This window comes from Bacillus sp. SIMBA_026 (assembly GCF_046535335.1).
GTDB classification, from domain to species: domain Bacteria; phylum Bacillota; class Bacilli; order Bacillales; family Bacillaceae; genus Bacillus; species Bacillus velezensis.
The window spans coordinates 1680176-1702781 of record NZ_JAWRWX010000001.1 but is presented as its reverse complement, the minus strand read 5'-3'; the positions used below and the strand labels follow the sequence as shown (position 1 = coordinate 1702781).

At 45.9% G+C, this 22606-nt stretch carries 26 protein-coding genes and 2 pseudogenes; 23 read left to right on the top strand and 5 right to left on the bottom strand.

The genetic code is table 11. The annotated features are described in order from the left end of the window. The first annotated feature begins 369 nt into the window (after positions 1-369). Positions 370-1626 carry an MFS transporter gene (locus tag SB847_RS08165; protein ID WP_410561443.1) on the top strand — a complete coding sequence of 419 codons (1257 nt, stop codon included), beginning with the start codon at positions 370-372 and terminating at the stop codon, positions 1624-1626. After that, entirely contained in the window at positions 1592-1969 is a 378-nt protein-coding gene (locus tag SB847_RS08160) for a GNAT family N-acetyltransferase (RefSeq protein WP_410561445.1), read from the top strand. The genes SB847_RS08165 and SB847_RS08160 overlap by 35 nt, the downstream gene beginning before the upstream one ends. A gap of 38 nt (positions 1970-2007) precedes the next feature. Here the strand turns inward: SB847_RS08160 and SB847_RS08155 are convergent, their stop codons facing one another. After that, the gene (locus tag SB847_RS08155; protein WP_012118035.1) at positions 2008-2634 is read right to left on the bottom strand and encodes a TVP38/TMEM64 family protein; all 627 of its coding nucleotides are present in this window, start codon (positions 2632-2634) and stop codon (positions 2008-2010) included. A 234-nt stretch (positions 2635-2868) separates the two neighbouring features. On the opposite strand from SB847_RS08155, the gene SB847_RS08150 reads away from it, so the two are divergent. The 3 genes from SB847_RS08150 (at position 2869) to SB847_RS08140 (ending at position 4614) form a co-directional block, all read left to right on the top strand. Further along, on the top strand, positions 2869-3603 hold the full coding sequence (locus SB847_RS08150) for a polysaccharide deacetylase family protein (RefSeq protein WP_007612700.1): 735 nt from the start codon (positions 2869-2871) through the stop codon (positions 3601-3603). Positions 3604-3672: 69 nt separating this feature from the next. Next, the gene (locus SB847_RS08145; RefSeq protein WP_410561447.1) at positions 3673-4404 is read left to right on the top strand and encodes an SGNH/GDSL hydrolase family protein; all 732 of its coding nucleotides are present in this window, start codon (positions 3673-3675) and stop codon (positions 4402-4404) included. Between the two features lie 75 nt (positions 4405-4479). Next, positions 4480-4614 (top strand): hypothetical protein, encoded by a 135-nt coding sequence (locus SB847_RS08140; RefSeq protein ID WP_254894354.1) that lies wholly within the window; start codon positions 4480-4482, stop codon positions 4612-4614. A gap of 132 nt (positions 4615-4746) precedes the next feature. Here the strand turns inward: SB847_RS08140 and sda are convergent, their stop codons facing one another. After that, complete coding sequence (gene sda / locus SB847_RS08135; protein ID WP_003152850.1) at positions 4747-4887, bottom strand: sporulation histidine kinase inhibitor Sda; 141 nt, start codon at positions 4885-4887, stop codon at positions 4747-4749. Between the two features lie 357 nt (positions 4888-5244). On the opposite strand from sda, the gene SB847_RS08130 reads away from it, so the two are divergent. Genes SB847_RS08130 through SB847_RS08095 form a run of 8 tightly spaced genes read left to right on the top strand, consistent with a single transcriptional unit; the run spans position 5245 to position 10250 of the window. Further along, complete coding sequence (locus SB847_RS08130) at positions 5245-5763, top strand: YqeG family HAD IIIA-type phosphatase (RefSeq protein ID WP_007408254.1); 519 nt, start codon at positions 5245-5247, stop codon at positions 5761-5763. A 2-nt stretch (positions 5764-5765) separates the two neighbouring features. Continuing rightward, on the top strand, positions 5766-6866 hold the full coding sequence (gene yqeH / locus SB847_RS08125; RefSeq protein ID WP_033574151.1) for a ribosome biogenesis GTPase YqeH: 1101 nt from the start codon (positions 5766-5768) through the stop codon (positions 6864-6866). A 19-nt stretch (positions 6867-6885) separates the two neighbouring features. Then, on the top strand, positions 6886-7728 hold the full coding sequence (gene aroE / locus SB847_RS08120) for a shikimate dehydrogenase (RefSeq protein ID WP_410561451.1): 843 nt from the start codon (positions 6886-6888) through the stop codon (positions 7726-7728). Beyond that, a complete protein-coding gene (yhbY, locus tag SB847_RS08115; protein ID WP_007408257.1) occupies positions 7722-8012 on the top strand; it encodes a ribosome assembly RNA-binding protein YhbY in 291 nt (96 codons plus the stop codon). Before aroE ends, yhbY begins: the two co-directional genes overlap by 7 nt. Before the next feature lie 10 nt (positions 8013-8022). Next, positions 8023-8592: a nicotinate-nucleotide adenylyltransferase gene (locus SB847_RS08110; RefSeq protein WP_007408258.1), complete on the top strand. Its 570-nt coding sequence runs from the start codon at positions 8023-8025 to the stop codon at positions 8590-8592. After that, on the top strand, positions 8582-9142 hold the full coding sequence (yqeK, locus tag SB847_RS08105; protein WP_014418422.1) for a bis(5'-nucleosyl)-tetraphosphatase (symmetrical) YqeK: 561 nt from the start codon (positions 8582-8584) through the stop codon (positions 9140-9142). The genes SB847_RS08110 and yqeK overlap by 11 nt, the downstream gene beginning before the upstream one ends. 17 nt (positions 9143-9159) lie before the next feature. Then, positions 9160-9516 (top strand): ribosome silencing factor, encoded by a 357-nt coding sequence (gene rsfS, locus SB847_RS08100; RefSeq protein ID WP_007408260.1) that lies wholly within the window; start codon positions 9160-9162, stop codon positions 9514-9516. Continuing rightward, the gene (locus SB847_RS08095; protein WP_032873951.1) at positions 9513-10250 is read left to right on the top strand and encodes a class I SAM-dependent DNA methyltransferase; all 738 of its coding nucleotides are present in this window, start codon (positions 9513-9515) and stop codon (positions 10248-10250) included. The genes rsfS and SB847_RS08095 overlap by 4 nt, the downstream gene beginning before the upstream one ends. A gap of 68 nt (positions 10251-10318) precedes the next feature. On the opposite strand, the gene comER is transcribed toward SB847_RS08095, so the two are convergent. Next, positions 10319-11140 (bottom strand): late competence protein ComER, encoded by an 822-nt coding sequence (gene comER, locus SB847_RS08090; protein ID WP_012118027.1) that lies wholly within the window; start codon positions 11138-11140, stop codon positions 10319-10321. A gap of 58 nt (positions 11141-11198) precedes the next feature. Here comER and SB847_RS08085 point away from each other — a divergent pair, with 58 nt between their 5' ends. The 3 genes from SB847_RS08085 to SB847_RS08075 all read left to right on the top strand — a co-directional run bounded on the left by SB847_RS08085 (position 11199) and on the right by SB847_RS08075 (position 14801). Beyond that, positions 11199-11813 (top strand): helix-hairpin-helix domain-containing protein, encoded by a 615-nt coding sequence (locus SB847_RS08085; RefSeq protein ID WP_007612692.1) that lies wholly within the window; start codon positions 11199-11201, stop codon positions 11811-11813. Positions 11814-11879: 66 nt separating this feature from the next. Beyond that, positions 11880-12449, top strand: coding sequence for a ComE operon protein 2 (locus tag SB847_RS08080; RefSeq protein ID WP_003152868.1), 570 nt, complete (start codon positions 11880-11882; stop codon positions 12447-12449). Beyond that, entirely contained in the window at positions 12450-14801 is a 2352-nt protein-coding gene (locus SB847_RS08075; protein ID WP_410561456.1) for a DNA internalization-related competence protein ComEC/Rec2, read from the top strand. 18 nt (positions 14802-14819) lie between these two features. On the opposite strand, the gene SB847_RS08070 is transcribed toward SB847_RS08075, so the two are convergent. After that, positions 14820-14954: a YqzM family protein gene (locus tag SB847_RS08070; RefSeq protein WP_003152870.1), complete on the bottom strand. Its 135-nt coding sequence runs from the start codon at positions 14952-14954 to the stop codon at positions 14820-14822. 40 nt (positions 14955-14994) lie between these two features. Between SB847_RS08070 and SB847_RS08065 the strand changes: the two are divergent. Continuing rightward, positions 14995-15146, top strand: a pseudogene (locus SB847_RS08065) (hypothetical protein). A 39-nt stretch (positions 15147-15185) separates the two neighbouring features. Further along, positions 15186-16227 (top strand): annotated as a pseudogene (holA, locus tag SB847_RS08060) (DNA polymerase III subunit delta). A 16-nt stretch (positions 16228-16243) separates the two neighbouring features. Here holA and rpsT read toward each other — a convergent pair. Then, positions 16244-16510 (bottom strand): 30S ribosomal protein S20, encoded by a 267-nt coding sequence (gene rpsT, locus SB847_RS08055; protein ID WP_003152876.1) that lies wholly within the window; start codon positions 16508-16510, stop codon positions 16244-16246. A 202-nt stretch (positions 16511-16712) separates the two neighbouring features. Here rpsT and gpr point away from each other — a divergent pair, with 202 nt between their 5' ends. The 5 genes from gpr (at position 16713) to hemW (ending at position 22602) form a co-directional block, all read left to right on the top strand. Next, positions 16713-17819, top strand: a complete 1107-nt coding sequence (gene gpr / locus SB847_RS08050; RefSeq protein WP_007408268.1) for a GPR endopeptidase — start codon at positions 16713-16715, stop codon at positions 17817-17819. Between the two features lie 67 nt (positions 17820-17886). Continuing rightward, positions 17887-19080: a stage II sporulation protein P gene (spoIIP, locus tag SB847_RS08045; protein ID WP_063094721.1), complete on the top strand. Its 1194-nt coding sequence runs from the start codon at positions 17887-17889 to the stop codon at positions 19078-19080. 16 nt (positions 19081-19096) lie between these two features. Beyond that, positions 19097-19435: a YqxA family protein gene (locus SB847_RS08040; protein ID WP_007408270.1), complete on the top strand. Its 339-nt coding sequence runs from the start codon at positions 19097-19099 to the stop codon at positions 19433-19435. Between the two features lie 132 nt (positions 19436-19567). Further along, entirely contained in the window at positions 19568-21403 is a 1836-nt protein-coding gene (lepA, locus tag SB847_RS08035) for a translation elongation factor 4 (RefSeq protein ID WP_044802532.1), read from the top strand. 59 nt (positions 21404-21462) lie between these two features. Beyond that, complete coding sequence (hemW, locus tag SB847_RS08030; protein WP_038459254.1) at positions 21463-22602, top strand: radical SAM family heme chaperone HemW; 1140 nt, start codon at positions 21463-21465, stop codon at positions 22600-22602. Positions 22603-22606 lie beyond the last annotated feature (4 nt).

Genomic DNA, 22606 nt, shown 5'->3' with positions numbered 1-22606 from the left:
ATCAAAATTGGGTTTTATTTCTTACAGCCTCTTGATTTTTGCTGATTGAGCCTGTATATTGTTAAAAAAAGTAAGGGTGAAAACAATATAACTGAAAAGCGCTGAAGAGACGAGTAGACAGATATCATTCATGACAGAGAGCTCCGGGAGCTGTGAAGGAGTATGAATGGATGTGTTGAAACAAACCTCTTAGCTTCGCATCGGAATCATGCAACACGAGGATGATGCGGCGGATACTCCTGTTACCGAGTAAGCTTTGTACCCGGCAAGGCCGGCACCAAACCGAATTGAGGTGGCATAGCGGGCTGTTTCCCGTCCTCAAGACTTTATTGTCTTGAGGGCGTTTTTTATTTCTAAGGGAGGGATAAGATGAAAAACCTGAAGTCTTGGCGGTACCCGATGCTTCTGTTAACCGGAATCGGGATAGCAAATATTGGTGAATGGATTTATTTTTTGTCTCTTAATCTTATTGTCTTAAAAGAAACGGGGTCTGCTTTTGCGGTTTCCATCCTTTATTTAATCAGGCCTGCGGCTGTTTTGATGACAAATGGGTGGGCGGGCAGCATCATCGACCGGTGCAACAAACGGAATATGATGATGTCGCTTGATTTCATCCGGGCTGCACTCATTGCCGTTCTGCCGCTGATGTTTACTGCACGGTCTTTATTTTCCGTTTATTGTATCGTATTTTTGATTCAAATGGCCAATGCGATGTTTCGTCCGTGTTCCATGGCGTATGTGACGATGCTTATCCCGGCTGAAAGGAGAAAACGATTCAATTCACTAAGGGCTTTGTCGGAATCAGGGGCTTTTCTCCTCGGACCGGCTGCGGCCGGGCTGCTTTTTATTGCCGGCACGCCGATTTTTGCGATTTGGGTGAATGCGGCGGCTTTAGTGCTGTCCGGTTTCATTACGATGATGCTGCCGAACCTTGAAAATGAGCCTCACGTACATTCTCCCGCACAGAAGCTTTCTTTGGCAGTTTACAAACAAGATTGGAAGCTCGTCTATCGCTTCAGCCGAACAGCGCGAAACGTCATGATCATTTATTTTTTATTCAGTCTGGTCATGACCGTTATGCCATCAGCGCTTGATTCGCTTGAAGCCGCTTTTGCAAAAGAGGTTCTTCAGCTGACTGATGCCGATTACGGTTTTCTCGTCAGTGTCTCAGGGGCAGGCATTATTGCGGGGGCGCTTGTCAATGTGTTCTTTAATAAAAAAATGCCGGCTTCTTTATTGATGGGAATGGGCTCTTTATTCACAGCGGCCGGATATATGATTTATGCGTTTTCTGACGTTTTTTGGATGGCTGCTTTCGGATTTTTCCTTCTAGCTTTTTTTCTGGCGTTTGCCAATACAGGCTTTCTGACGTTTTATCAAAAGAATGTTCCGGTGGACATCATGGGGAGAGTGGGGAGCTTTTATTCATTAGTCGAAGCCGTCTTCATTATAGTAGTAACGGCGGTTTTCGGAGCGGCTTCTGTCAGTTCTTCCGTCCGCGGCATTGTCATCGCAGGCGCTGCTGTTATGCTGGCGTTGGCAGCCGTTTTATGCTCGTTCTTATTTGCGGCCGCAAAAAGGAGGACTCCTGATGTATTTCAAGCGGATCAATTTAAACAAACATAAAGAGACGGCCGTTTCGTTTCGTGAGGATTCGTTTTTCGTCAGCTTTGGCACGGCGGATCATTTTAATAAGGATGAATATCTCAGGTGGCTGTCATCCCAAATCAAATGCTTTCCCGACGGTTTTATGCTGCTTTTTCATAACGGGCAGCCGATCGGACAGCTTGAAGCTTCCATCAAATTTTACCGCAGCCAAAAAATCGGTTATGTGCACCTTTACTATATTGCTGAGCAGCAGAGGGGAAGGGGGTGCGGAACGAAACTGCATCAATACGTGAGTCAGTTTTTCAGAGCGGCATTGTCATTTTACAGAAAGAAAAACATGGTAGTGGTCGGTTCAGAATGAGAGGAGCCGTACCGCCGGAATAGGGGGCGGTACGCGCTTCATTTTTTCGTTGTTTTTAAAAGGCCGGGAAACTTCTTATAAATGACCGCCATTAAGACGAGCATATACATTCCGTAAATCCCGAAAGACAGCAGTTTGTTGCTTGTAAATGAAGCGCCTGCGACGGTCACGATCACAATGTTCGGAATTTTGCCGAGCACCGACGCAGAAAAAAAGATCGGCCATCGGATATTACTCAACCCGCAGACGGTATTCATGGCAAGCGACGGTATAATTGGAATCAGCCGCCCGAAAAGCACCGCCGTAAACGCGTGCTGATGAAATGAATCTTCATATTGGGCCGCTGCCGGGTAAGCCAGCAGCTTTTTTCTGGCCCAGTCTCTGAATCCGTACCGGACGAGAAAAAACAATGCCATTGTTCCGAGCATCGCGCCTGACAATGTAATCCACACCCCGTTTACAATCCCGAAAACCGCTCCGTTTAAGGCCGCGATAATGGCGAATGGAACGATCGGAAAAAATACGTCAGCTGCGACCAGAAGGATACTCATAAGCACGGCGTACATGCCGCCCGCGCGAATCATGCTGAGCCAGACGTCTTTTTGCATAAAGCCGATCATTACGACAGCAATGATGACGGCAAGACTGAATCCCTTTTTTATCATCTGCACGTTCACCTCTTTTCATTTAGTATACAGCACAAATCTATCTCCTTCTATTAAAATAAGCTGTCCGATAAGCGTATTTGTTTATCAGCATTTGCCGTTTGATGAGAAACGGCTGCACCCGGATTTGGACAAAAACAAGCGGGAAGCGGGTGATGTAAATCATTTGATGCAGAGAATCATTTTTTATAAAAGGGGACACGTTAACAGTAGTGTTTACTGGAGGTGTAAACGTTGAGATGCTTTCATCTGATCATCATGATATGCGTCCTCACGAGTCTCACGGCCGTGTCCGCCGATGCGAAATCTTTAAAAAGAAGTGACATGGAGAAGACGGGAAACGTGTACTGGGATATAAGGTCTGAAAAAAAGAAACTATCTTTAACCTTCGATGACGGCCCCCATCCTGTCTATACGGAGGCTGTGTTAGACGTGCTGAAACAGCACAATGTTAAAGCAACCTTTTTTTGTGTCGGGAGCCGTATAGACAAATACCCCATAACGGCAAAACGCATCGTTGAAGAAGGGCATGAAATCGGCAACCATACGATGAACCATGTTTATTTTCACCGTCTGAAACGCAAAGACATTTTACAAGAGCTTCACAGCTCCGCGCATCATATCACATCGCTTCAGCCGGAAGGGGACAAGTTATTCCGCCCGCCGGGAGGGTCGCTGAATCATACGGCTTTCAAAAGCATCTTAAAAGAGGGCTATCATATCATCATGTGGTCATGGAACCAAGACCCGAGAGACTGGAAAAGGCCCGGGAAAGGAAAAATCGTCAGGCACGTTGTTTCACATGCCAGAGATGGAGATATCGTTCTTCTGCATGACGGCGGAGGAAACCGGCGCCAGACGGTTGAGGCTTTGAAAGAAATCATTCCCAAGCTGAAAAAGCAGGGCTACACGTTTGTTAAGGTTTCGGATTTGATCGGACAGGATTCCGGTCCTTTTCATATCCAGTAAAGAGAGCGCCGCGTTGAAAGCCGCCAAAGAGATGTGTACCATAGGAGGTAAGGTTTGGGGGGAGAGAAAATGAAGTTTGCTGTTCTTTTTATTACGATAATCTGTCTGTTATCAGGATGCGTCGCGGGCAAAGAAAAAAGTGTTGTCGCGTTCGGCGACAGCAATACGCGAGGTTCCAACTGGGATTATCGTGATTATCCGAAGGCGCAGCAGTGGGTAAACATTTTAAAAACAGCGGAACGCGGCCGTCTTACGGTTATAAATGCGGGAATAGGCGGCCAGACGACTGAGGATGCGCGCCTGCGCTTTCAAAGCGACGTGCTGGACCGTAAGCCCCAATATTTATTTATCATGTTCGGAACAAATGATGCGGGCATTTTGACGGGCGATCAGCCGCGGGTATCAAAGAAACGGTTTAAAGAAAACCTGACTTATTTCATAAACGAAAGCAGAAATCACGGCATAAAGCCGATTTTAATGACGTGCATCCCGGTTATAGAAGGAAACGGAACGCATCATCTCTATTACTATTCGAGATATAAAGCCTCAGCCTTTAAAGAAAAAGGCGGCGCGAGAAAATGGCATAATTCCTATAACGGCGTTACGAGGCAGGTTGCAGCTGAGTTGAAAGTGCCGCTGGTGGATAACTGGAAACACTTTATACGCGCGGACGGCGGCAAAGATACAGACCGGGCGCTGATCCAATCCGGACTGATAGATCCCTCCGGAAATCATATGACGCCAAAAGGCGCCAGAATCTTAATTGAAGGCATAAAAAATGGGCGGGTTTTGGAACGCTGACGCCGTCAGCTGCCTAAACCGTTTTGCTTCTGCTTCATAGGCTGTAGAAAAAACATCTTTTTGGAGGCGATTGCTATGAACCGCGGTTTCCCTCCGCAACATCCTGTATGCCCGCCTCCTCGGGTGAATGCGGGGTACTGGTACGCATTTTTTGTTGTGCTGCTCGTCGTCATTCTCGTCCTGGGCGGTCTGTATTGGTTCAATATATAGCAGCCGTCCTCTTAAACACCTCTATTTTAGGGGTGTTTTTTGTTGAAAGTGGTAGTAATGCGCATAACCGAAGTGATATAATATCAGTCATCTGAGTAAAAAAAGGAAATTCGCCCGGGAATTTTTTTCTGTTTAAGAAGAAACGGAAATAATGTGTCCGAGCGATCTTCTTTTGATTTCGTTTTCAATTAACTCGATAAATTCACGGCTCAAATTCATTTCATTGGCTTTGAAATAAGATTCTATTAGTAATTCATCAGAAAGCTTTCTCATGCCGGGGACCCAATTAATGGGAGTGGCACCTCCTTACAATTGTAATCAATCATCAGACGCAAGCATATGATGGAAGGTTGCGTTTCAATCATGGTGAGGTTATCTTTAATCTACCATGAAATACAAATAAGAACAATCGTTCTGTTATCCACACTCGTACGTGGATAACTTGTTAGTATCTTGTTTATAATCTGGATAAATCCGGATGTAATAAGAGTGGATAATGTGTGTAATTTTATCCACAACTGGTGAAGAAACCCAATTTTTGTCGAAATTTTTTTACTGTGTCCGACTTTGTTTTTAAATCTGACAGGTTTCGACATATAGATGATAGAAAGAAAAGGAAGGGTGCGGGTTTTGTTAAAAAAGTTTTTTTTACCTGACGAATTTGTGAAAAATATATTTCATATCACACCGGAAAAGCTCAAAGAACGCAATGTGAAAGGGATTATTACAGACCTTGACAACACGCTTGTGGAGTGGGACAGACCGAGTGCGACACCTCGATTAATCGAGTGGTTTGAAGAAATGAAGGAGCACGGCATTAAAGTCACGATCGTCTCCAATAATAATGAACGAAGAGTGAAATTATTCTCGGAGCCGCTTGGCATACCGTTTATTTATAAGGCAAGAAAACCGATGGGGCGCGCCTTTAAAAGAGCCGTCAGCAGCATGGATCTGAAAAAAGAAGACTGTGTGGTCATCGGCGATCAGCTGCTTACTGATGTTCTCGGCGGAAACAGAAACGGGTATCATACGATCCTCGTCGTGCCTGTCGCTTCCTCTGACGGAGTCATGACGCGCTTTAACCGCCGGATTGAACGGAGAATATTGAGTTCTTTGAAACGTAAAGGCCATATTCAGTGGGAGGATTAGAAATGGAAAAGGTTGTTTGCATCGGCTGCGGAGTAACGATCCAAACCGAGGATAAACAAGGTCTCGGATACGCGCCAAAGGCATCTCTCACAAAGGAGAATGTCATCTGCCAGCGCTGCTTCAGACTGAAAAATTACAATGAAATTCAAGATGTTTCATTAACGGATGATGACTTTTTAAATATCTTGCACACAATCGGCGATACTGACTCTCTTATTGTCAAAGTCGTTGATATTTTTGATTTTAACGGAAGCTGGATAAACGGGCTGAACCGCTTTGTCGGCGGTAATCCGATCATTCTTGTCGGTAATAAGGCCGATATCCTGCCGAAATCCGTAAAACGGGAACGGCTCGTTCAATGGATGAAACGCGAAGCGAAAGAATACGGCTTAAAACCCCTTGATGTCTTTTTAATCAGCGCTTCCCGCGGACAAGGGATGAAAGAAGTCATTGACGCCATTGAACATTACCGCGAAGGCCGCGATGTGTATGTGGTGGGCTGTACCAATGTCGGCAAATCCACATTTATCAACCGGATTATTAAAGAGGTCTCAGGGGAAGAGAATATTATTACTACCTCTCAATTTCCGGGCACGACGCTTGATGCGATTGAAATCCCGCTTGATGACGGATCTGCGCTTTATGATACGCCGGGAATCATTAACCATCACCAGATGGCGCATTACGTGGACAAGCGTGACTTAAAGGTGCTGACACCGAAAAAAGAACTGAAGCCGCGCACTTTTCAGCTGAATGAAAAACAAACGCTTTATTTCGGCGGGCTTGCCCGGTTTGACTATGTATCAGGCGATAAAACGGCGTTTGTCTGCTATATGCCGAATGAATTGATGATTCACAGAACAAAGCTTGAAAATGCTGATGCCTTATACGAAAAGCATGCGGGAGAACTGCTTACCCCGCCCGGAAAAGATCATTTGGATGAATTTCCGGAGCTTACACCCCATACGTTTTCGATTAAAGAAGGAAAGACGGATATCGTTTTTTCCGGTCTCGGCTGGGTCACGGTGCAGCAAGCAGATAAAAAAATAACGGCATACGCTCCGAAAGGCGTACACGTATTTGTCCGCCGTTCATTAATATAGAGAGAAGGGGAGAGGGAGCATGAAACAATTGTACGGAGTAATCGGAAATCCGATCGGGCATTCAATGTCACCCGATATTCATAACGCGGCTTTGCAAGATAAGAACATCAACGGGCAGTATTTTGCGTTTCAGGTGGAACCTCATCATCTCAAGGACGCCGTTAACGGAATCAAGGCGCTTGGCATCTGCGGAGTGAACGTCACAGTCCCGCATAAAGTCGCGATCATGGAGCATCTGGATGAAATACATGAAAGCGCGAAAGTACTCGGGGCCGTAAATACCGTCAAAAGAGAGGGAGACAGGCTCATCGGGTATAATACTGACGGAGATGGGTTTTATAAATCCTTAGTCAAAGTATTGGACAAACCGATATCAGAGCTCTCCATCCTTATGATTGGGGCGGGAGGAGCGGCAAGAGCGATTTTTACGACGATCGTCCGCAGAGAGCCGAAACAATTTGACGTTTGCAACCGCACGCCGGAAAAAGCAGAAAGTCTGATTGCGGCTGCTCCCTCTTTTCAGCAGAAACGCGCCCTTACTTTAAAAGAAGCTGAAAATCAGCTTGAACAATATGACGTCATTATTCATACAACATCTGTCGGCATGTATCCGAAAACGGATGCCGTGCCGCTCTCATTGGAACGGGCCAAAACGGGCGCCATCGTTTGTGATATCGTATACAACCCGATTCAAACGGCGTTCTTAAAAGAAGCTGAAAAAAGAGGTTTAACAACCCTTTACGGTGTCGGCATGTTTGTGGAACAGGCCGCACTGTCTTTCAAGCTGTGGACGGAACAAGAGCCTGACAGCGGCTTAATGAGAGCAATTGTTGAAGGAAAACTAGGAGGAACACAATGTTAACAGGAAAACAAAAACGGTTTTTGCGTTCAAAAGCGCATCATTTAACGCCTATTTTTCAAGTGGGAAAAGGCGGAGTCAACGAAAACATGGTGAAACAGATTGCCGAGGCTTTAGAAGCAAGAGAGCTGATTAAAGTCAGCGTGCTTCAAAACTGCGAAGACGATAAAAACGATGTCGCAGAAGCCCTTGTGAAAGGCACCCGCTCACAATTGGTGCAGACGATCGGAAATACGATCGTATTGTATAAGGAATCAAAGGAAAATAAACAAATCGAGCTTCCGTAAGGTGGTTGACATGAAGAAAATCGGAATATTCGGGGGCACATTTGACCCTCCGCACAACGGACATCTTCTGATGGCTAATGAAGTCCTTCATCAGGCGGAGCTCGATGAGATTTGGTTTATGCCCAATAAAATCCCTCCGCATAAGCAGAATGAAGACTTTACAGACAGCCGGCACCGGGTGGAGATGCTGAAGCTTGCCATCAGCTCGAATTCCGGCTTTAAGCTTGAGCTTGCGGAAATGGACCGGAAAGGCCCTTCTTATACCTATGATACTGTCCGTTTACTGAAGGAGCGGCACCCGAACGACAAGCTTTTCTTTATTATCGGGGCGGATATGATTGAATATCTGCCGAAATGGTACAAACTGGACGAACTGCTCACGCTCATTCAATTTATCGGAGTGCGGCGCCCGGGGTATCATATTGAGACCCCGTACCCGCTGCTTTTTGCCGACGTTCCGGAATTTGACGTTTCGTCAACGATGCTGAGAGAACGTCTCAAAGCAAAAAAGCCGACGCAATACTTAATGCCGGATAAAGTGAGGCAGTATATAGAGGAGAATGATTTATATGAATCGTGAGGAAGCACTTGCCTGCGTCAAAGAACAGCTGACCGAGCATCGCTACATCCACACAATCGGCGTGACAGATACGGCGGTTATTCTCGCAGGCCGGTTCGGAGCAGACCCGAAAAAAGCGGAAATGGCTGCTATTTTTCATGATTATGCGAAATTCCGGCCGAAAGAAGAAATGAAGCAGATCATCGTGCGGGAAAAAATGCCGGCTGAGCTCTTGGATTACAATGCCGAGCTGTGGCATGCCCCTGTGGGAGCGTATTTGGCTGAGAAAGAAGCGGGGATCACTGATCCTGAGATCTTGGATGCAATCCGCTATCACACGTCAGGGCGTCCGGGAATGACCCTTTTAGACAAAGTCATTTACGTTGCGGATTACATTGAACCCGGCCGCCATTTTCCCGGAGTGGAAGAGGTGCGCCGTCTGGCGGAAACAGATCTGAACGAAGCGCTCATACAAGCAATGAAAAATACAATGATATTTCTGATGAAAAAAAACCAGCCGGTCTTTCCGGAGACGTTTGCAACCTATAATTGGCTGGTGTCTCAAAATTGACAGGAGGAATTTGAAGAATGAATCAAGCTTCCGTATTAAAAATCGCGGCAAAAGCATGCGACGATAAACGTGCAGAAGATATTTTAGCGCTGGACATGGAAGGAATCTCACTTATAGCGGATTACTTTTTAATCTGCCACGGGAATTCTGATAAGCAGGTTCAGGCAATTGCGCGTGAAATTAAAGATCAGGCAGAAGAAAACGGCATTGATGTCAAAAAGATGGAAGGGTTTGATGAGGCCCGCTGGATTTTAGTTGATCTCGGCGACGTCATTGTCCACGTTTTCCATAAAGATGAAAGAAGCTACTACAATCTTGAAAAGCTATGGGGCGACGCGCCGCTCGCAGAGCTTGAGCTCGGCTTGAACTCATGATTTACCAAGGCTTCGCCGGCGTATATGACGAGTTAATGTCACATGCGCCGTATGATGAATGGGCGGGCTGGATCGAAGCGTCTCTTCCGGAAAAGGGAAGGGTGCTTGATCTTGCCTGCGGAACCGGAGAAATATCCATCAGGCTTGCTGAAAAAGGCTGCGAAGTCACGGGGATTGATTTGAGTGAAGATATGCTGAGCTGTGCCCAGCAGAAAAAAACGGGAAAGCCGATTCTTTTTCTCCAGCAGGATATGAGAGAGCTTTCCGGTTTTGAAGAACAGTTTGATGCCGTTGTCATCTGCTGTGATTCCCTAAATTACTTAAAAACGAAAAATGATGTCTTAAGCACCTTCAAAAGTGTTTTTCAAGTTTTGAAGGAGGACGGCCTGCTTCTGTTTGACGTCCATTCCCCATATAAAATGACGGAGCTTTTTCCGGACAGCACCCATGCGGATCAGGATGAGCAGATCAGCTATATCTGGCAAAGCTTTGCCGGCGATGAAGAGCTTTCTGTCATCCATGATATGTCCTTTTTCGTATGGAACGGACAATCTTATGACCGTTATGACGAGACGCATGAGCAAAAAACATTTTACATTGAAGAATATGAACAAATGCTTGCAGAGACCGGATTTGAACTGAAGAAGGTGACGGCTGATTTTACAGACCGGCCTCCTTCAACAGAGTCTGAACGTCTTTTCTTCACGGCAGGCAAACCAAAAACCATCGTTTAAACGGAACGATGGTTTTTAAAATGCATTTTTTGCGATTGGTGCGCTAAAGTACTTTATGGCATACTCAGTTACACGTGAAATTGCTTCTTCACTAACGATATATCTTCATCGTATTTGTCATGTGTACGCTGAAAGACACGGTTGAACATATCCTGAACACCGCTTTCGAGAGCCTTCAGTCCTTCTCCGGTGACGCCGCCTTTTACGCATACTTTTTCCTGCAAGGCGGGAAGCGTGTAATGCCCTGTTTCCAGAAGCTTTCCGAGACCGACAAGCATTTCCGTCGACATAATCACGGCTTCTTCTTTGGTGATGTCCGTTTCTTCCACTGCCGCGTCAATAAAGCGCTGAACGAGATAACTCATAAAAGCGGGCCCGCAGCTGACAATGTCTGACGCCGCTCTTGTAATGCCGCTGCTGATTTCCACAGGTTTTGAAATATGAGTGAACAGCGTTTGAATATCCGCTTTTGCAGACTCGCTGCAGCTTTTGCCGAACGTAACAAGCGAGACGCCGGCCAAGGCGCGGTTCGTAATGCTCGGAATGACGCGGGCCGTCTGACACGGAACCGTATGTTCAATCTGATCCGTCTGAACGGGACTGGTAATGGAGATTAAAATGTGATCTTTCCGTAAATGCGGTGTGAGTTTCTTCAGCAAAGGATATATATCCAGCGGTTTTACACAAATGAATATTATTTCATTTTCCTGTACGAGCTTTTCCTGATCCTCGGTGACATGGATGCCGCTGAAACGTTCTTTTAGTTTTAATGCTTTTTCGATTGTTCTGTTTGTGATGGTGATATGTGAGGGATCGGCAGCGTTTGATTCGATAAACGATTCAATCAGGATCGTTCCCATGTTTCCGGTGCCGATAAAGCCTATTTTCAATGAATTCCCCTCCTTTTTCCCTTAATCCTCTAAACCTTATGCGGGGAGGCAATGCAATATGACGAAAGCGATGATGACGGAGCGGCTGCGGCGGAACCTGAAAATTCTGGGCGCTTGTCTTGTAGCAGGGGCGGTTTTTATCTGCATTTGGCTGTTTCGTTCTGAAAAGGAAGAGCCGGTCAAACAGCAGTCCGTGCTCGGCCAAACAGCCTCAGCATCCGTCGCGGACAAAAAAGACACCGCAGACGACAAGATTATGATTGATGTGAAAGGCGCGGTCCGAAATCCCGGCGTGTATGAAATGAAAGCGGGAGACAGAGTGACTCAAGCCATTGAAAAAGCCGGCGGCCTGAAGAAAAAGGCGGATGAATTGAAAGTTAATTTAGCAGAGCAGCTGCAGGACGGGACGATTGTTTATATTCCGAGTGAAGGCGAAGAGGAGAATCGCCCGAAAACAGCAGCGGGTGAAAAGGAGAATGCAGCTGTCAATATCAATACGGCATCTCTGGACGAACTTCAGGCGATTTCCGGGGTGGGGCAGAAAAAAGCGGAAGCGATTATCGCCTACCGAGAAGAAAAAGGACGGTTTCAGACTGCTGAAGATTTGATGAATGTATCAGGCTTTGGAGAAAAGTCATTTGAGCGGATAAAAACTTCCATTACGGTAAAGTGAATTGACGGTTCTGCTTAAATCTATGTAAACTTAGAAAAGCAACAAGACTTTTTGGAGGGAACACTTGTGGAACGAATCTCATGGAATCAATATTTTATGGCGCAAAGCCATTTGCTGGCGCTGAGAAGCACATGCCCGAGACTGTCAGTCGGGGCAACCGTAGTCAGAGATAAGCGGATGATTGCCGGCGGATACAACGGCTCAATCGCCGGCGGCGTCCATTGCGCTGATGAAGGATGTCTTTTAATAGATAATCATTGCCAGCGGACCATACATGCAGAGATGAATGCGATTCTGCAATGTTCTAAGTTCGGTGTTCCGACGGAGGGCGCCGAAATTTATGTGACGCATTATCCTTGTATTCAATGCTGTAAATCAATTATCCAGGCAGGCATCAAAACGGTTTATTATGCCGAAGATTACAAAACACAGCCTTATGCAAAAGAGCTGTTCAGCCAAGCCGGAGTCAAGGTGGAGCAGGTCGAACTTGATGAAATGATCATCGATCTGAAAAACCGTGAAAAATTGTCTTTTGTAGCAGGTCTGATTCAGCAATTATCTGATGCGGGGGTTAAGGCAGATGAACTGAAAAAAATTCATGAACAGGCCAATGAGCTGTTTACCAGTTACGTATAAATGAAATATAAATACCTTCTTTTGCCTCTGGCGGCGGTTTCTGCAACTGCGGGAATTGCCGCCGCTCATGTCTTCTGGGTTCTGCTCCTTTTTCTTCTGTTTCTTCTCTTTATTATTGTAAAAACAAAGCAGTATGCTCCGGTTATCGTCTGCCTCGTTTCTTTTTGTCTTTATTTCTTTCTTTATACGGTTTGTGACGCTGCGAATGTAACGCGGTATCAGGCCGGCAGTTATACTGAACAGGCCGTCATCACTAATATTCCGAAGGTTGACGGAGCGAAAATGTCAGCTGTTATCCGTACACATGACAAGGAAAAATGGGCGGCTTCGTACAAAATCCGTTCACTTGAGGAAAAGAGACTTATTGAACAGCTTGAACCGGGGATGCGCTGCACGTTTACAGGCTCTCTGGAACAGCCTGCACATGCGACGGTTCCCGGAGGTTTTGATTATAAAGAATATCTTTACTCTCAGCAGATTCACTGGTTATTTTCCGTGACTTCCATTCAGCAGTGTGAAAAATCCAAACAGCCGCTGTTTAAACTGCTGAACATCAGAAAAAATTTGATTTCGATCATTCGGAATCACGTGCCTGAATCTTCCGCCGGAATTGTTGAAGCGCTGACCTTAGGTGAAAAATTTTCTATAGAGGACGATATACTGAGTGCATATCAAAATTTGGGAGTCGTTCATTTAATGGCGATTTCCGGAATGCATGTCGGTCTTATTACGGCGGGATTATTTTATGCTCTGATCAGAATCGGGCTGACAAGAGAAAAAGCGGGAATTTTGCTGTTGCTGTTTTTGCCGGTGTATACGCTGCTGAGCGGTGCCGCCCCATCCGTATTGCGCGCATCCCTCATGCTGGGATTTTATATCGCCGGAACTCTTGTTAAACGCGGCATTCATTCCTCTGCTGCATTGTCCCTGTCTTATCTGCTGCTCCTGCTGTTTAATCCTTACTTCCTTTGGCAGGCGGGCTTCCAGCTTTCCTTTGCGGTGAGCGCCTCTTTAATTCTGTCATCCTCCATTTTAAAGAAAGCGGGGAAAAGCAGACTTGCCGGGCTTGCGATGGCTTCATTCATTGCGGAGCTCAGCTCACTTCCGTTTCTTCTCTACCATTTTCAGCAGATTTCACTTGTCAGTTTTCCGATGAATATGGTGATGGTGCCATTTTATACGTTATTTGTCATTCCGGTTTCTGTCATCGGTTTCCTTCTTCTTTTACTTTCAAGGCAGATGGGAGAATGTTTGTTTGATATGTTCGACCTTGTGATGAAGCCTGTGCATGATTTCATTACATATGCGGCATCAGTTGATTTATTTACTATGATTGTGTCAAAGCCTGACTTTGTTTCCCTTCTTCTGCTTGCGGTTTCCGTTTTTACGCTTTTTGCGGCTTTGGAAAAGGGAGGTTTTTTAAAACTCAGGAAATCGGCTCTTTTTTTCTGCGCGATTTTGGCTTATTTAATATGCCGTCCGTATTTCAGTCCATGGGGAGAAGCGGATATGCTTGATATCGGGCAGGGAGACTCACTGTTTATAAGCGCGCCGCACCGCAAAGGGACCGTAATGGTTGATACAGGGGGAGTGATTGCTTATCCCGGAGAATCATGGAAAGAAAAACGCCACCCGTATTCTATCGGCGAGAAGGTTTTGATTCCGTTCTTAAACGGAAAAGGGGTGAAAAAGCTGGATGCGCTGATTTTAACCCATGCGGATCAAGATCACATCGGAGAAGCCGGAGTGTTAATCAAAAATCATAGAGTCAAACGGTTAATTGTCCCCGTGGGATTCGTAAAAGAACCGAAGGATCAGAACATATTAAATATGGCGAAAGAAAACAACATTCCCGTTGCCGAAGCAAAGCGGGGCGACACCATTACAGCCGGTGATCTTCAGTTTCAGGTGCTGTCTCCGGAGTCGTCTGACGGAAGGAGTAAAAATGATTCGTCACTGGTGCTTTGGACGGTTTTAGGCGGAGTGAGCTGGCTTTTGACGGGAGATTTAGAATCGGACGGCGAAATGGAAGTGATGAAAACGTATCCGAATCTGAAGGCTGATATATTGAAGGCGGGTCATCACGGCAGCAAAAGCTCTACGAGTGAAGCCTTTTTGAAACAGCTTCAGCCGGAAGCAGCGCTGATTTCAGCAGGAAAAGAGAATCGATACCATCATCCGCATGAAGAAGTGCTGGATCGTTTGAAGGCGTACTCTGTCAATGTGCTTCGCACCGATGTCAGCGGAACGATTCAATACAGATTTAAAAAAGGTGCCGGAACGTTTTCCGTCTTCCCTCCATATGATATAGAAGAAACCAGGGCGCAAGAAGTAAAAAAGACTGCCGATTGACAGCAGCCCGGAATGCGGCTAAGAGCCGATAAGATGGATGGCTGTTGCCATCACGAACAAAAAGGCGAAAAATCCGAAGGACACGACAAAACCGACAGCTGAGTCAACAGCATCATTTCGTTTGCTTTGAACGTTTTTTTCAAAATCATTCAATTTCATCCCTCCTGACTTCCCTAAGTATACTGGAATTGTTTTGAAAAATCTAGAAGTGATGGTAACGTTTTCTGTTCTTGTGATTATCGCCTTTTTACAAGCAGACCCGGGAGCTTGTGAATCAGGCGTTTATTATAAATGAGGAAGCTGTCCTTAAAGCTTCCTCTTTACTATTTGCCGAACTCAATTTAGGATAGAAGGGGATCAAGAAAGAGAGGAAGTCATACGATCATGGTATTTGATGTTTGGAAAGCCCTGAAAAAAGGGGATGTCCGCTCCGTTTATTGCTTATACGGAAAAGAAACGTATCTGCTCCAAGAGACTGTCAGCCGGATCAGACAAGCTGTCGTTGATGAGGAGACAAAGGATTTTAACCTGTCTGTTTTTGATCTTGAAGAAGATCCGCTTGACCAGGCCGTAACCGATGCGGAAACGTTTCCGTTTATGGGAGAGAAGCGGCTGGTCATCGTAAAAAATCCGTCTTTTTTAACAGGGGAAAAAAAGAAAGAAAAAATAGAGCATAATACAGCCGCTCTGGAGACTTATCTGAAGGAGCCTGCACCTTACACTGTCTTTGTGATTGTGGCTCCGTATGAGAAACTGGACGAACGGAAAAAGCTGACGAAAGCGCTGAAGCAAAAAGCCCTTATGATTGAAGCTAAGGAGCTGAATGCAAAGGAGACGACTGATTTTACGATTAATCTGGCGAAATCCGAAAATAAAACGATCGATACAGAAGCTGCCGAGCATTTGGTTCTGCTTGCAAACGGCCATCTGTCTTCCATATATCAGGAAATACAAAAACTCTCCGCCTACACCGGTGACAGACATGAGATCACGCTTGAAGATGTCCGGGAGCTCGTCGCAAGAAGTTTGGAGCAGAATATTTTTGAGCTGATCAACAAAATCGTGAACCGAAAACGGACGGAAAGTCTTCAAATATTTTATGATCTTTTAAAACAAAACGAAGAACCGATCAAAATTATGGCGCTGATCGCCAACCAATTCCGTCTGATTATGCAGACAAAGTATTTTGCAGGACAAGGATACGGCCAAAAGCAAATCGCTTCCAACTTAAAGGTCCACCCCTTCCGGGTAAAGCTGGCGATGGATCAGGCGAGGCTTTTTTCTGAAGAAGAGCTGCGGCGTATTATAGAAAGACTCGCAGTGATGGATTATGAAATGAAAACGGGGAAAAAGGACAAGCAGCTTTTGCTGGAGCTCTTTCTCCTTGAGCTTCTCCGGACTGAATGAAAAAAACGATCCCCGTTAAAGGGATCGTTTTTGTATTATGCAGAAAGTCCGTTCACTTGTTTCGCAAGTCTAGATTTGTATCGAGCTGCGGCATTTTTGTGTACAAGACCTGTTTTCACTGCTTTATCAATGCGTTTCGCTGCTTCAGAAAGAGCAGTTTTCGCTTTATCCGCTTCGTTGTTAGCAACAGAAGCTTCAACTTGTTTGATTGCAGTACGCATAGCAGATTTGATTGTCGCGTTATGAGCGCGGCGTTCGTTGTTTGTTTTTGTACGTTTAATCGCTGATTTAATGTTTGGCATGTGTTTCACCTCCTAAGATACAACCTGTAGCACAGTGTCTTAAGGTTAAATCTTCTTCACAATAGAACAAATTGTATTCTATCAAACAGAACTTTAGATTGCAATATAAATGTAAAGTATTTTTCGTTGATGGGTAAATTCGCATGATTCGTTTTGTAAATGGCCACACTATGTACCACGATGATTGAAGGAGGTCTTCCCTGTGAAAAACAACGAACTGGATGTCAATCAATTTCTGATACGGACGGATTTAGCGGTAGAAACGAAACAGGCGGTAAAAGACGGACAAGCCGGTCAGAAAAAAGAAATAAACGGGTTTATTGAAAAAGAACGCGACAAGGGCGGCATTAAAGTCAGAACCGTCGATATTACCAAAGAAGGCGCCGAGCTATCGGGGAAAAAGCAGGGACGCTATGTCACGATCGAGGCTCAAGGGGTTCGGGAACACGACTCTGACATGCAGGAAAAAGTAACGGAAGTGTTTGCCGAGGAATTTTCCGCCTATCTGTCGGCATTAAAGATTCCAAAGGATGCAAGCTGTTTGATCGTCGGTCTCGGCAACTGGAATGTGACGCCGGATGCGCTCGGCCCTCTCGTGACCGAAAACCTTCTTGTGACAAGGCATCTGTTCAGGCTTCAGCCTGAAAATGTGCAGGAAGGGTACAGGCCGGTCAGCGCGCTTGCTCCCGGTGTGATGGGATTAACGGGAATTGAAACGAGCGATATTATTCAAGGTGTCATCAAAGAATCAAAGCCGGATTTTGTGATCGCGGTAGACGCTCTTGCGGCAAGAGCCGTTGAAAGGGTGAACACGACCATCCAATTTTCTGATACGGGCATTCACCCGGGATCAGGCGTCGGCAATAAGAGAAAAGAATTAAGCAAGGAAACGCTCGGCATTCCCGTCATCGCAATCGGGGTACCGACTGTTGTTGATGCGGTTACGATCGCAAGCGATACGGTGGATTATATATTAAAACATTTCGGCAGAGAGATGAAAGATGACAGCCCGTCAAGATCTCTGGTGCCCGCCGGAATGAACTTCGGCAAAAAGAAGGTGCTGACAGACGAAGACCTTCCCGGAGAAAAAGAACGCCAATCCTTTCTCGGTATTGTCGGCACGCTGGACGAAAACGAAAAACGCCAGCTGATTCATGAAGTGCTTTCTCCGCTCGGCCATAATCTGATGGTCACGCCGAAGGAGATTGACACCTTTATTGATGATATGGCGAACGTGCTTGCAAACGGGTTAAACACCGCCCTTCATGAAAAAGTGTCACAAGATAACAAAGGTTCTTATAATCATTAAAATGGTTCTACCTCCTCTAGCTTGTTCATAGAGTAATTACTAGACAAGCGCTGGAGGGATTCAAATCATGAGAAAAAAACGCAGAAACCGTCAAATTGTCGTTGCAGTAAACGGTGGAAATGCGCTCAAGGGCATGTTTTTGTTTATGACAAGCCTTATCGTTATTTTCGTATTATCGGGTGTGCTCACATCGCTTCGCCCTGAACTGAGGCTTTCTTCGGATTCTCTTCACGGAATTGCCGGAGAACTTCCGGGTGACGCGTTTGCGCACCTCCTCGGCATGGAAAATCATTATTTCGCCTCAGAGCTTCCTGAAAAAGACTCTTTTCAGCTGTCCCGGCTTTCCTTAAAACTGGCGACAAGCATTAATATGGAAGACCCGCGGAGTTTCTTGGGACGTGAGCTGCCGGGATTTGCCCAATATGATACGGAGATCCTTCTGGCGGGGCAGGGGACGGATTATACGAATATGCCGGCTGAATCTCCGCCGCCGTCAAAGGTGATGGAAAAAGAAAAAGAAGTGAACCTGGCAGAAATCGAAAACAAAACGAAAAAAGAAGAAACGGCGCCGCCGAAACATTCAACAGGCAGCAAAAAAGTCGTTTTTATTTACCACACTCATAATACCGAATCCTATCTTCCTCTGTTAAAGGGGGAAACAAATCCGGATAACGCCCGCCATTCGAAGGCCAATGTCACGCTTGTCGGAGATATGTTCGGAAAAGCGCTTGAAGCGCAAGGTGTAGGAGCGACCGTAGATAAAACCGACATTCAGGCCCGCCTGAACAAAGACGGCTTAAATTATGCGCGAAGCTACGACGAATCAAGGCCGGTCGTAAAAAGCGCGCTCACTAAAAATAAAAACCTGCAATATACCATAGACATTCACCGGGATTCCCGCCGCAAGAAAAATACGACAGCCGACATCAAAGGAAAAAGCTATGCCAGAGTCGCCATCGTCGTCGGCAAAAAAAGCGCTAATTTTGAAGAAAACTATAAACTCGCAAGTGAACTTCATAAGCTCATGGAGAAAAAATACCCCGGCTTAAGCGTCGGTGTTTTATCAAAAGGCTCTCCGGGAGATAATGGAGTATACAACCAAGATTTAAACGACCGGTCGCTTCTGCTGGAATTCGGGGGCGTGGATAACAATCTTGAAGAACTGAGGCGCGCATCGGATGCCGTGGCCGATGTGTTCAGCGAACTGTACTGGGATGCAGAAAAGGTCAGCTCGCAATCAGGAGAGAAGAAAAAACAATAGAAATCAGGTGATTCGAATGATCCGTTTTACCGGCAAATGCCTGCTGATCGCCATTGTCATGTTTTTCGGCGTATTGTTCGGCATGCAGCAGGCAAACAGCGGAATGCTTGATATGAAAGGATACAAAGACCCTTCTTTAAAAGGAGCATTTACGCTCGGCGGCGGAGAAGGACAGGAAAAAGAAGCTTCCATTTTGGGGCAAACCGTTACGGCGAAAGATCTGGAAGAAAAACAAAAACAGCTGGAACAGGCGGAAACCTTCAACTTGTTTTCAAAAGCCGGGGAAACCCTTTCAAATACCGTGACGGACTCGGCGCAGGCGATGTATGAGTGGGTTTCGAAACTGAACCGTTAGCATTGATGAAGAGAAAAGCGGATGATTCCTTAAAGGAAGCTTTTCTCTTTCTTGTTTTAATTGAATGTTTACAATCCTATTGATATAATCTAAGCTAGTGTATTTTGCGTTTAATAGTAGGAGTGATAGATTGTGACAGATAAAGAAAAGCGTTTAGAGAGGCAGTCAAGAATCCGGAATTTCTCCATCATCGCCCACATAGACCACGGCAAATCGACCTTGGCGGATCGGATTTTAGAAAAAACATCGGCGATCACCCAGCGGGAAATGAAAGAACAATTGCTTGATTCAATGGACCTTGAACGCGAACGGGGAATTACCATCAAATTAAATTCCGTTCAGCTGAAATATAAAGCAAAAGACGGAGAAGAATATATATTCCATCTCATCGACACGCCCGGACACGTCGACTTTACATATGAAGTATCGCGAAGCCTGGCTGCCTGTGAAGGCGCGATTCTCGTTGTTGATGCGGCTCAGGGAATAGAAGCGCAGACATTGGCGAACGTCTATCTGGCGCTTGATAATGATCTTGAGATTCTTCCTGTCATTAATAAAATCGATCTTCCGAGCGCAGAGCCAGAACGTGTGCGTCAAGAGGTTGAGGACGTTATCGGCCTTGACGCTTCAGACGCCGTCCTCGCTTCAGCGAAAGCGGGCATCGGCATCGAAGACATTTTAGAACAGATCGTAGAAAAAGTGCCGGCTCCCGCGGGAGACCCGGAAGCTCCGCTGAAAGCGCTCATCTTTGACTCGCTTTATGACGCGTACCGCGGAGTCGTCGCGTATATCAGAGTCGTAGAAGGAACGGTCAAACCGGGCCAGAAAATTAAAATGATGGCAACCGGAAAAGAGTTTGAAGTGACAGAAGTCGGTGTGTTCACGCCGAAAGCAACTCCGACAGATGAACTGACTGTCGGCGATGTAGGCTTTTTAACTGCTGCGATTAAAAATGTCGGTGACACACGCGTCGGTGACACGATAACAAGCGCGGCCAATCAGGCTGCCGAAGCATTGCCTGGCTACCGCAAACTCAATCCGATGGTATACTGCGGACTTTATCCGATTGACACAGCCAAATATAATGATTTGCGCGAGGCTCTGGAAAAACTTGAATTGAACGATTCATCTCTTCAATACGAGGCGGAGACGTCACAAGCCCTCGGCTTCGGTTTCCGCTGCGGCTTTTTAGGAATGCTTCACATGGAGATCATTCAAGAGCGGATTGAACGGGAATTTAAAATTGATCTTATTACGACCGCGCCGAGCGTTATTTATGACGTATATATGACGGACGGCGAAAAGGTCATCGTGGATAACCCGTCAAACATGCCTGATCCCCAAAAAATAGAGCGGGTGGAAGAACCTTATGTAAAAGCGACAATGATGGTGCCGAACGATTATGTCGGTGCGGTGATGGAGCTTTGCCAAGGAAAACGCGGCAATTTTATCGACATGCAATATTTAGACGCAAATCGTGTCAGCATTGTCTATGACATGCCATTAGCGGAAATCGTATATGAATTTTTTGATCAGCTGAAATCAAGCACAAAAGGCTACGCGTCCTTTGATTACGAACTGATCGGCTACAAACCGTCTAAACTTGTCAAGATGGATATTATGCTGAACGGAGAAAAAATCGACGCCCTTTCATTTATCGTGCATCGCGATTACGCGTACGAACGCGGAAAAGTAATTGTGGAAAAACTGAAAGAGCTTATTCCGCGCCAGCACTTTGAAGTACCGATTCAAGCGGCGATCGGACAGAAAATCGTGGCCCGCTCAACCATTAAGGCCATGCGGAAAAACGTCCTTGCAAAGTGTTACGGAGGAGACATCTCGCGGAAACGGAAGCTTCTTGAAAAACAAAAAGAAGGAAAACGCCGGATGAAGCAGGTCGGCTCAGTAGAAGTGCCGCAGGAAGCGTTTATGGCCGTTCTTAAAATGGATGACAGCCCGAAAAAATAACGGAAGCCGCCGCAGTCCCGCGCTGCGGCTTCTTTCTGTAAAGAAGAAGGTGTTTCAAAATGAAATCAGCTTATATTCATATTCCGTTTTGTGAGCATATCTGCCATTATTGCGATTTCAATAAATATTTTATTCAGAGCCAGCCTGTCGATGAGTACTTAAACTCACTCGAAAAGGAAATGATAAATACAATAGAACGGACGGGACGCCCTGATCTCCGTACGATCTTTATCGGGGGAGGCACGCCGACATCGCTCTCACCCGTCCAGCTGGAAAAATTGATGGATTCCATTCACCGCGTGCTGAAGCCTTCTGACGGACTCATAGAATTTGCCGCGGAAGCGAATCCGGATGATTTGTCCCCGGAAAAATTAAAAATCATGAAAAATGCCGGTGTCAACCGGCTGAGCTTCGGTGTTCAAACCTTTGAAGATGAGCTTTTACAAAAAATCGGCAGAGTGCATAAACAAAAGGACGTATTCACTTCCTTTGAACGTGCGAGGGCTCTCGGCTTCGACAACATCAGTCTCGATTTGATGTTCGGCCTGCCGGGTCAGACGCTGGCCGATCTTGACAATTCCGTCAAAACGGCTTTGTCTCTTGATGCGGAGCACTATTCCGTTTACTCGCTGATCGTAGAGCCGAAAACGGTGTTTTATAATTTAATGCAAAAAGGCCGCCTGCATCTCCCGGCGCAAGAACAAGAGGCCGAGATGTATGAAACGGTCATGAGACAGATGAGTGAGGCGGGCATCCGTCAATACGAGATCAGTAACTTTGCAAAGCCCGGATACGAGTCCCAGCATAATCTGACGTATTGGAGCAATGAAGAGTATTTCGGTTTTGGCGCAGGCGCTCACGGATATATCAGCGGCACGCGCACCGTCAACGCCGGGCCTGTGAAACATTACATGCAGCTCATCGAAGAAAAGGGGCTGCCTTACCGTGACACGCACAAGGTGACACGTGAGGAGCAGATTGAAGAAGAAATGTTCCTCGGTCTCAGAAAAATGTCCGGCGTACAAAAGCAAGCTTTTCTCGATAAATTCGGACGCTCGGTCGACGAACTGTTTCCCGATGTTCTCAAAGATTTAACCGAAAAAGGCCTGATCTGTGACGCGGAAGAATCGGTTGCATTAACGCATGAGGGCAAATTATTAGGAAATGAGGTTTTTGGCGCTTTTTTGGGTGAGTTATAATTGA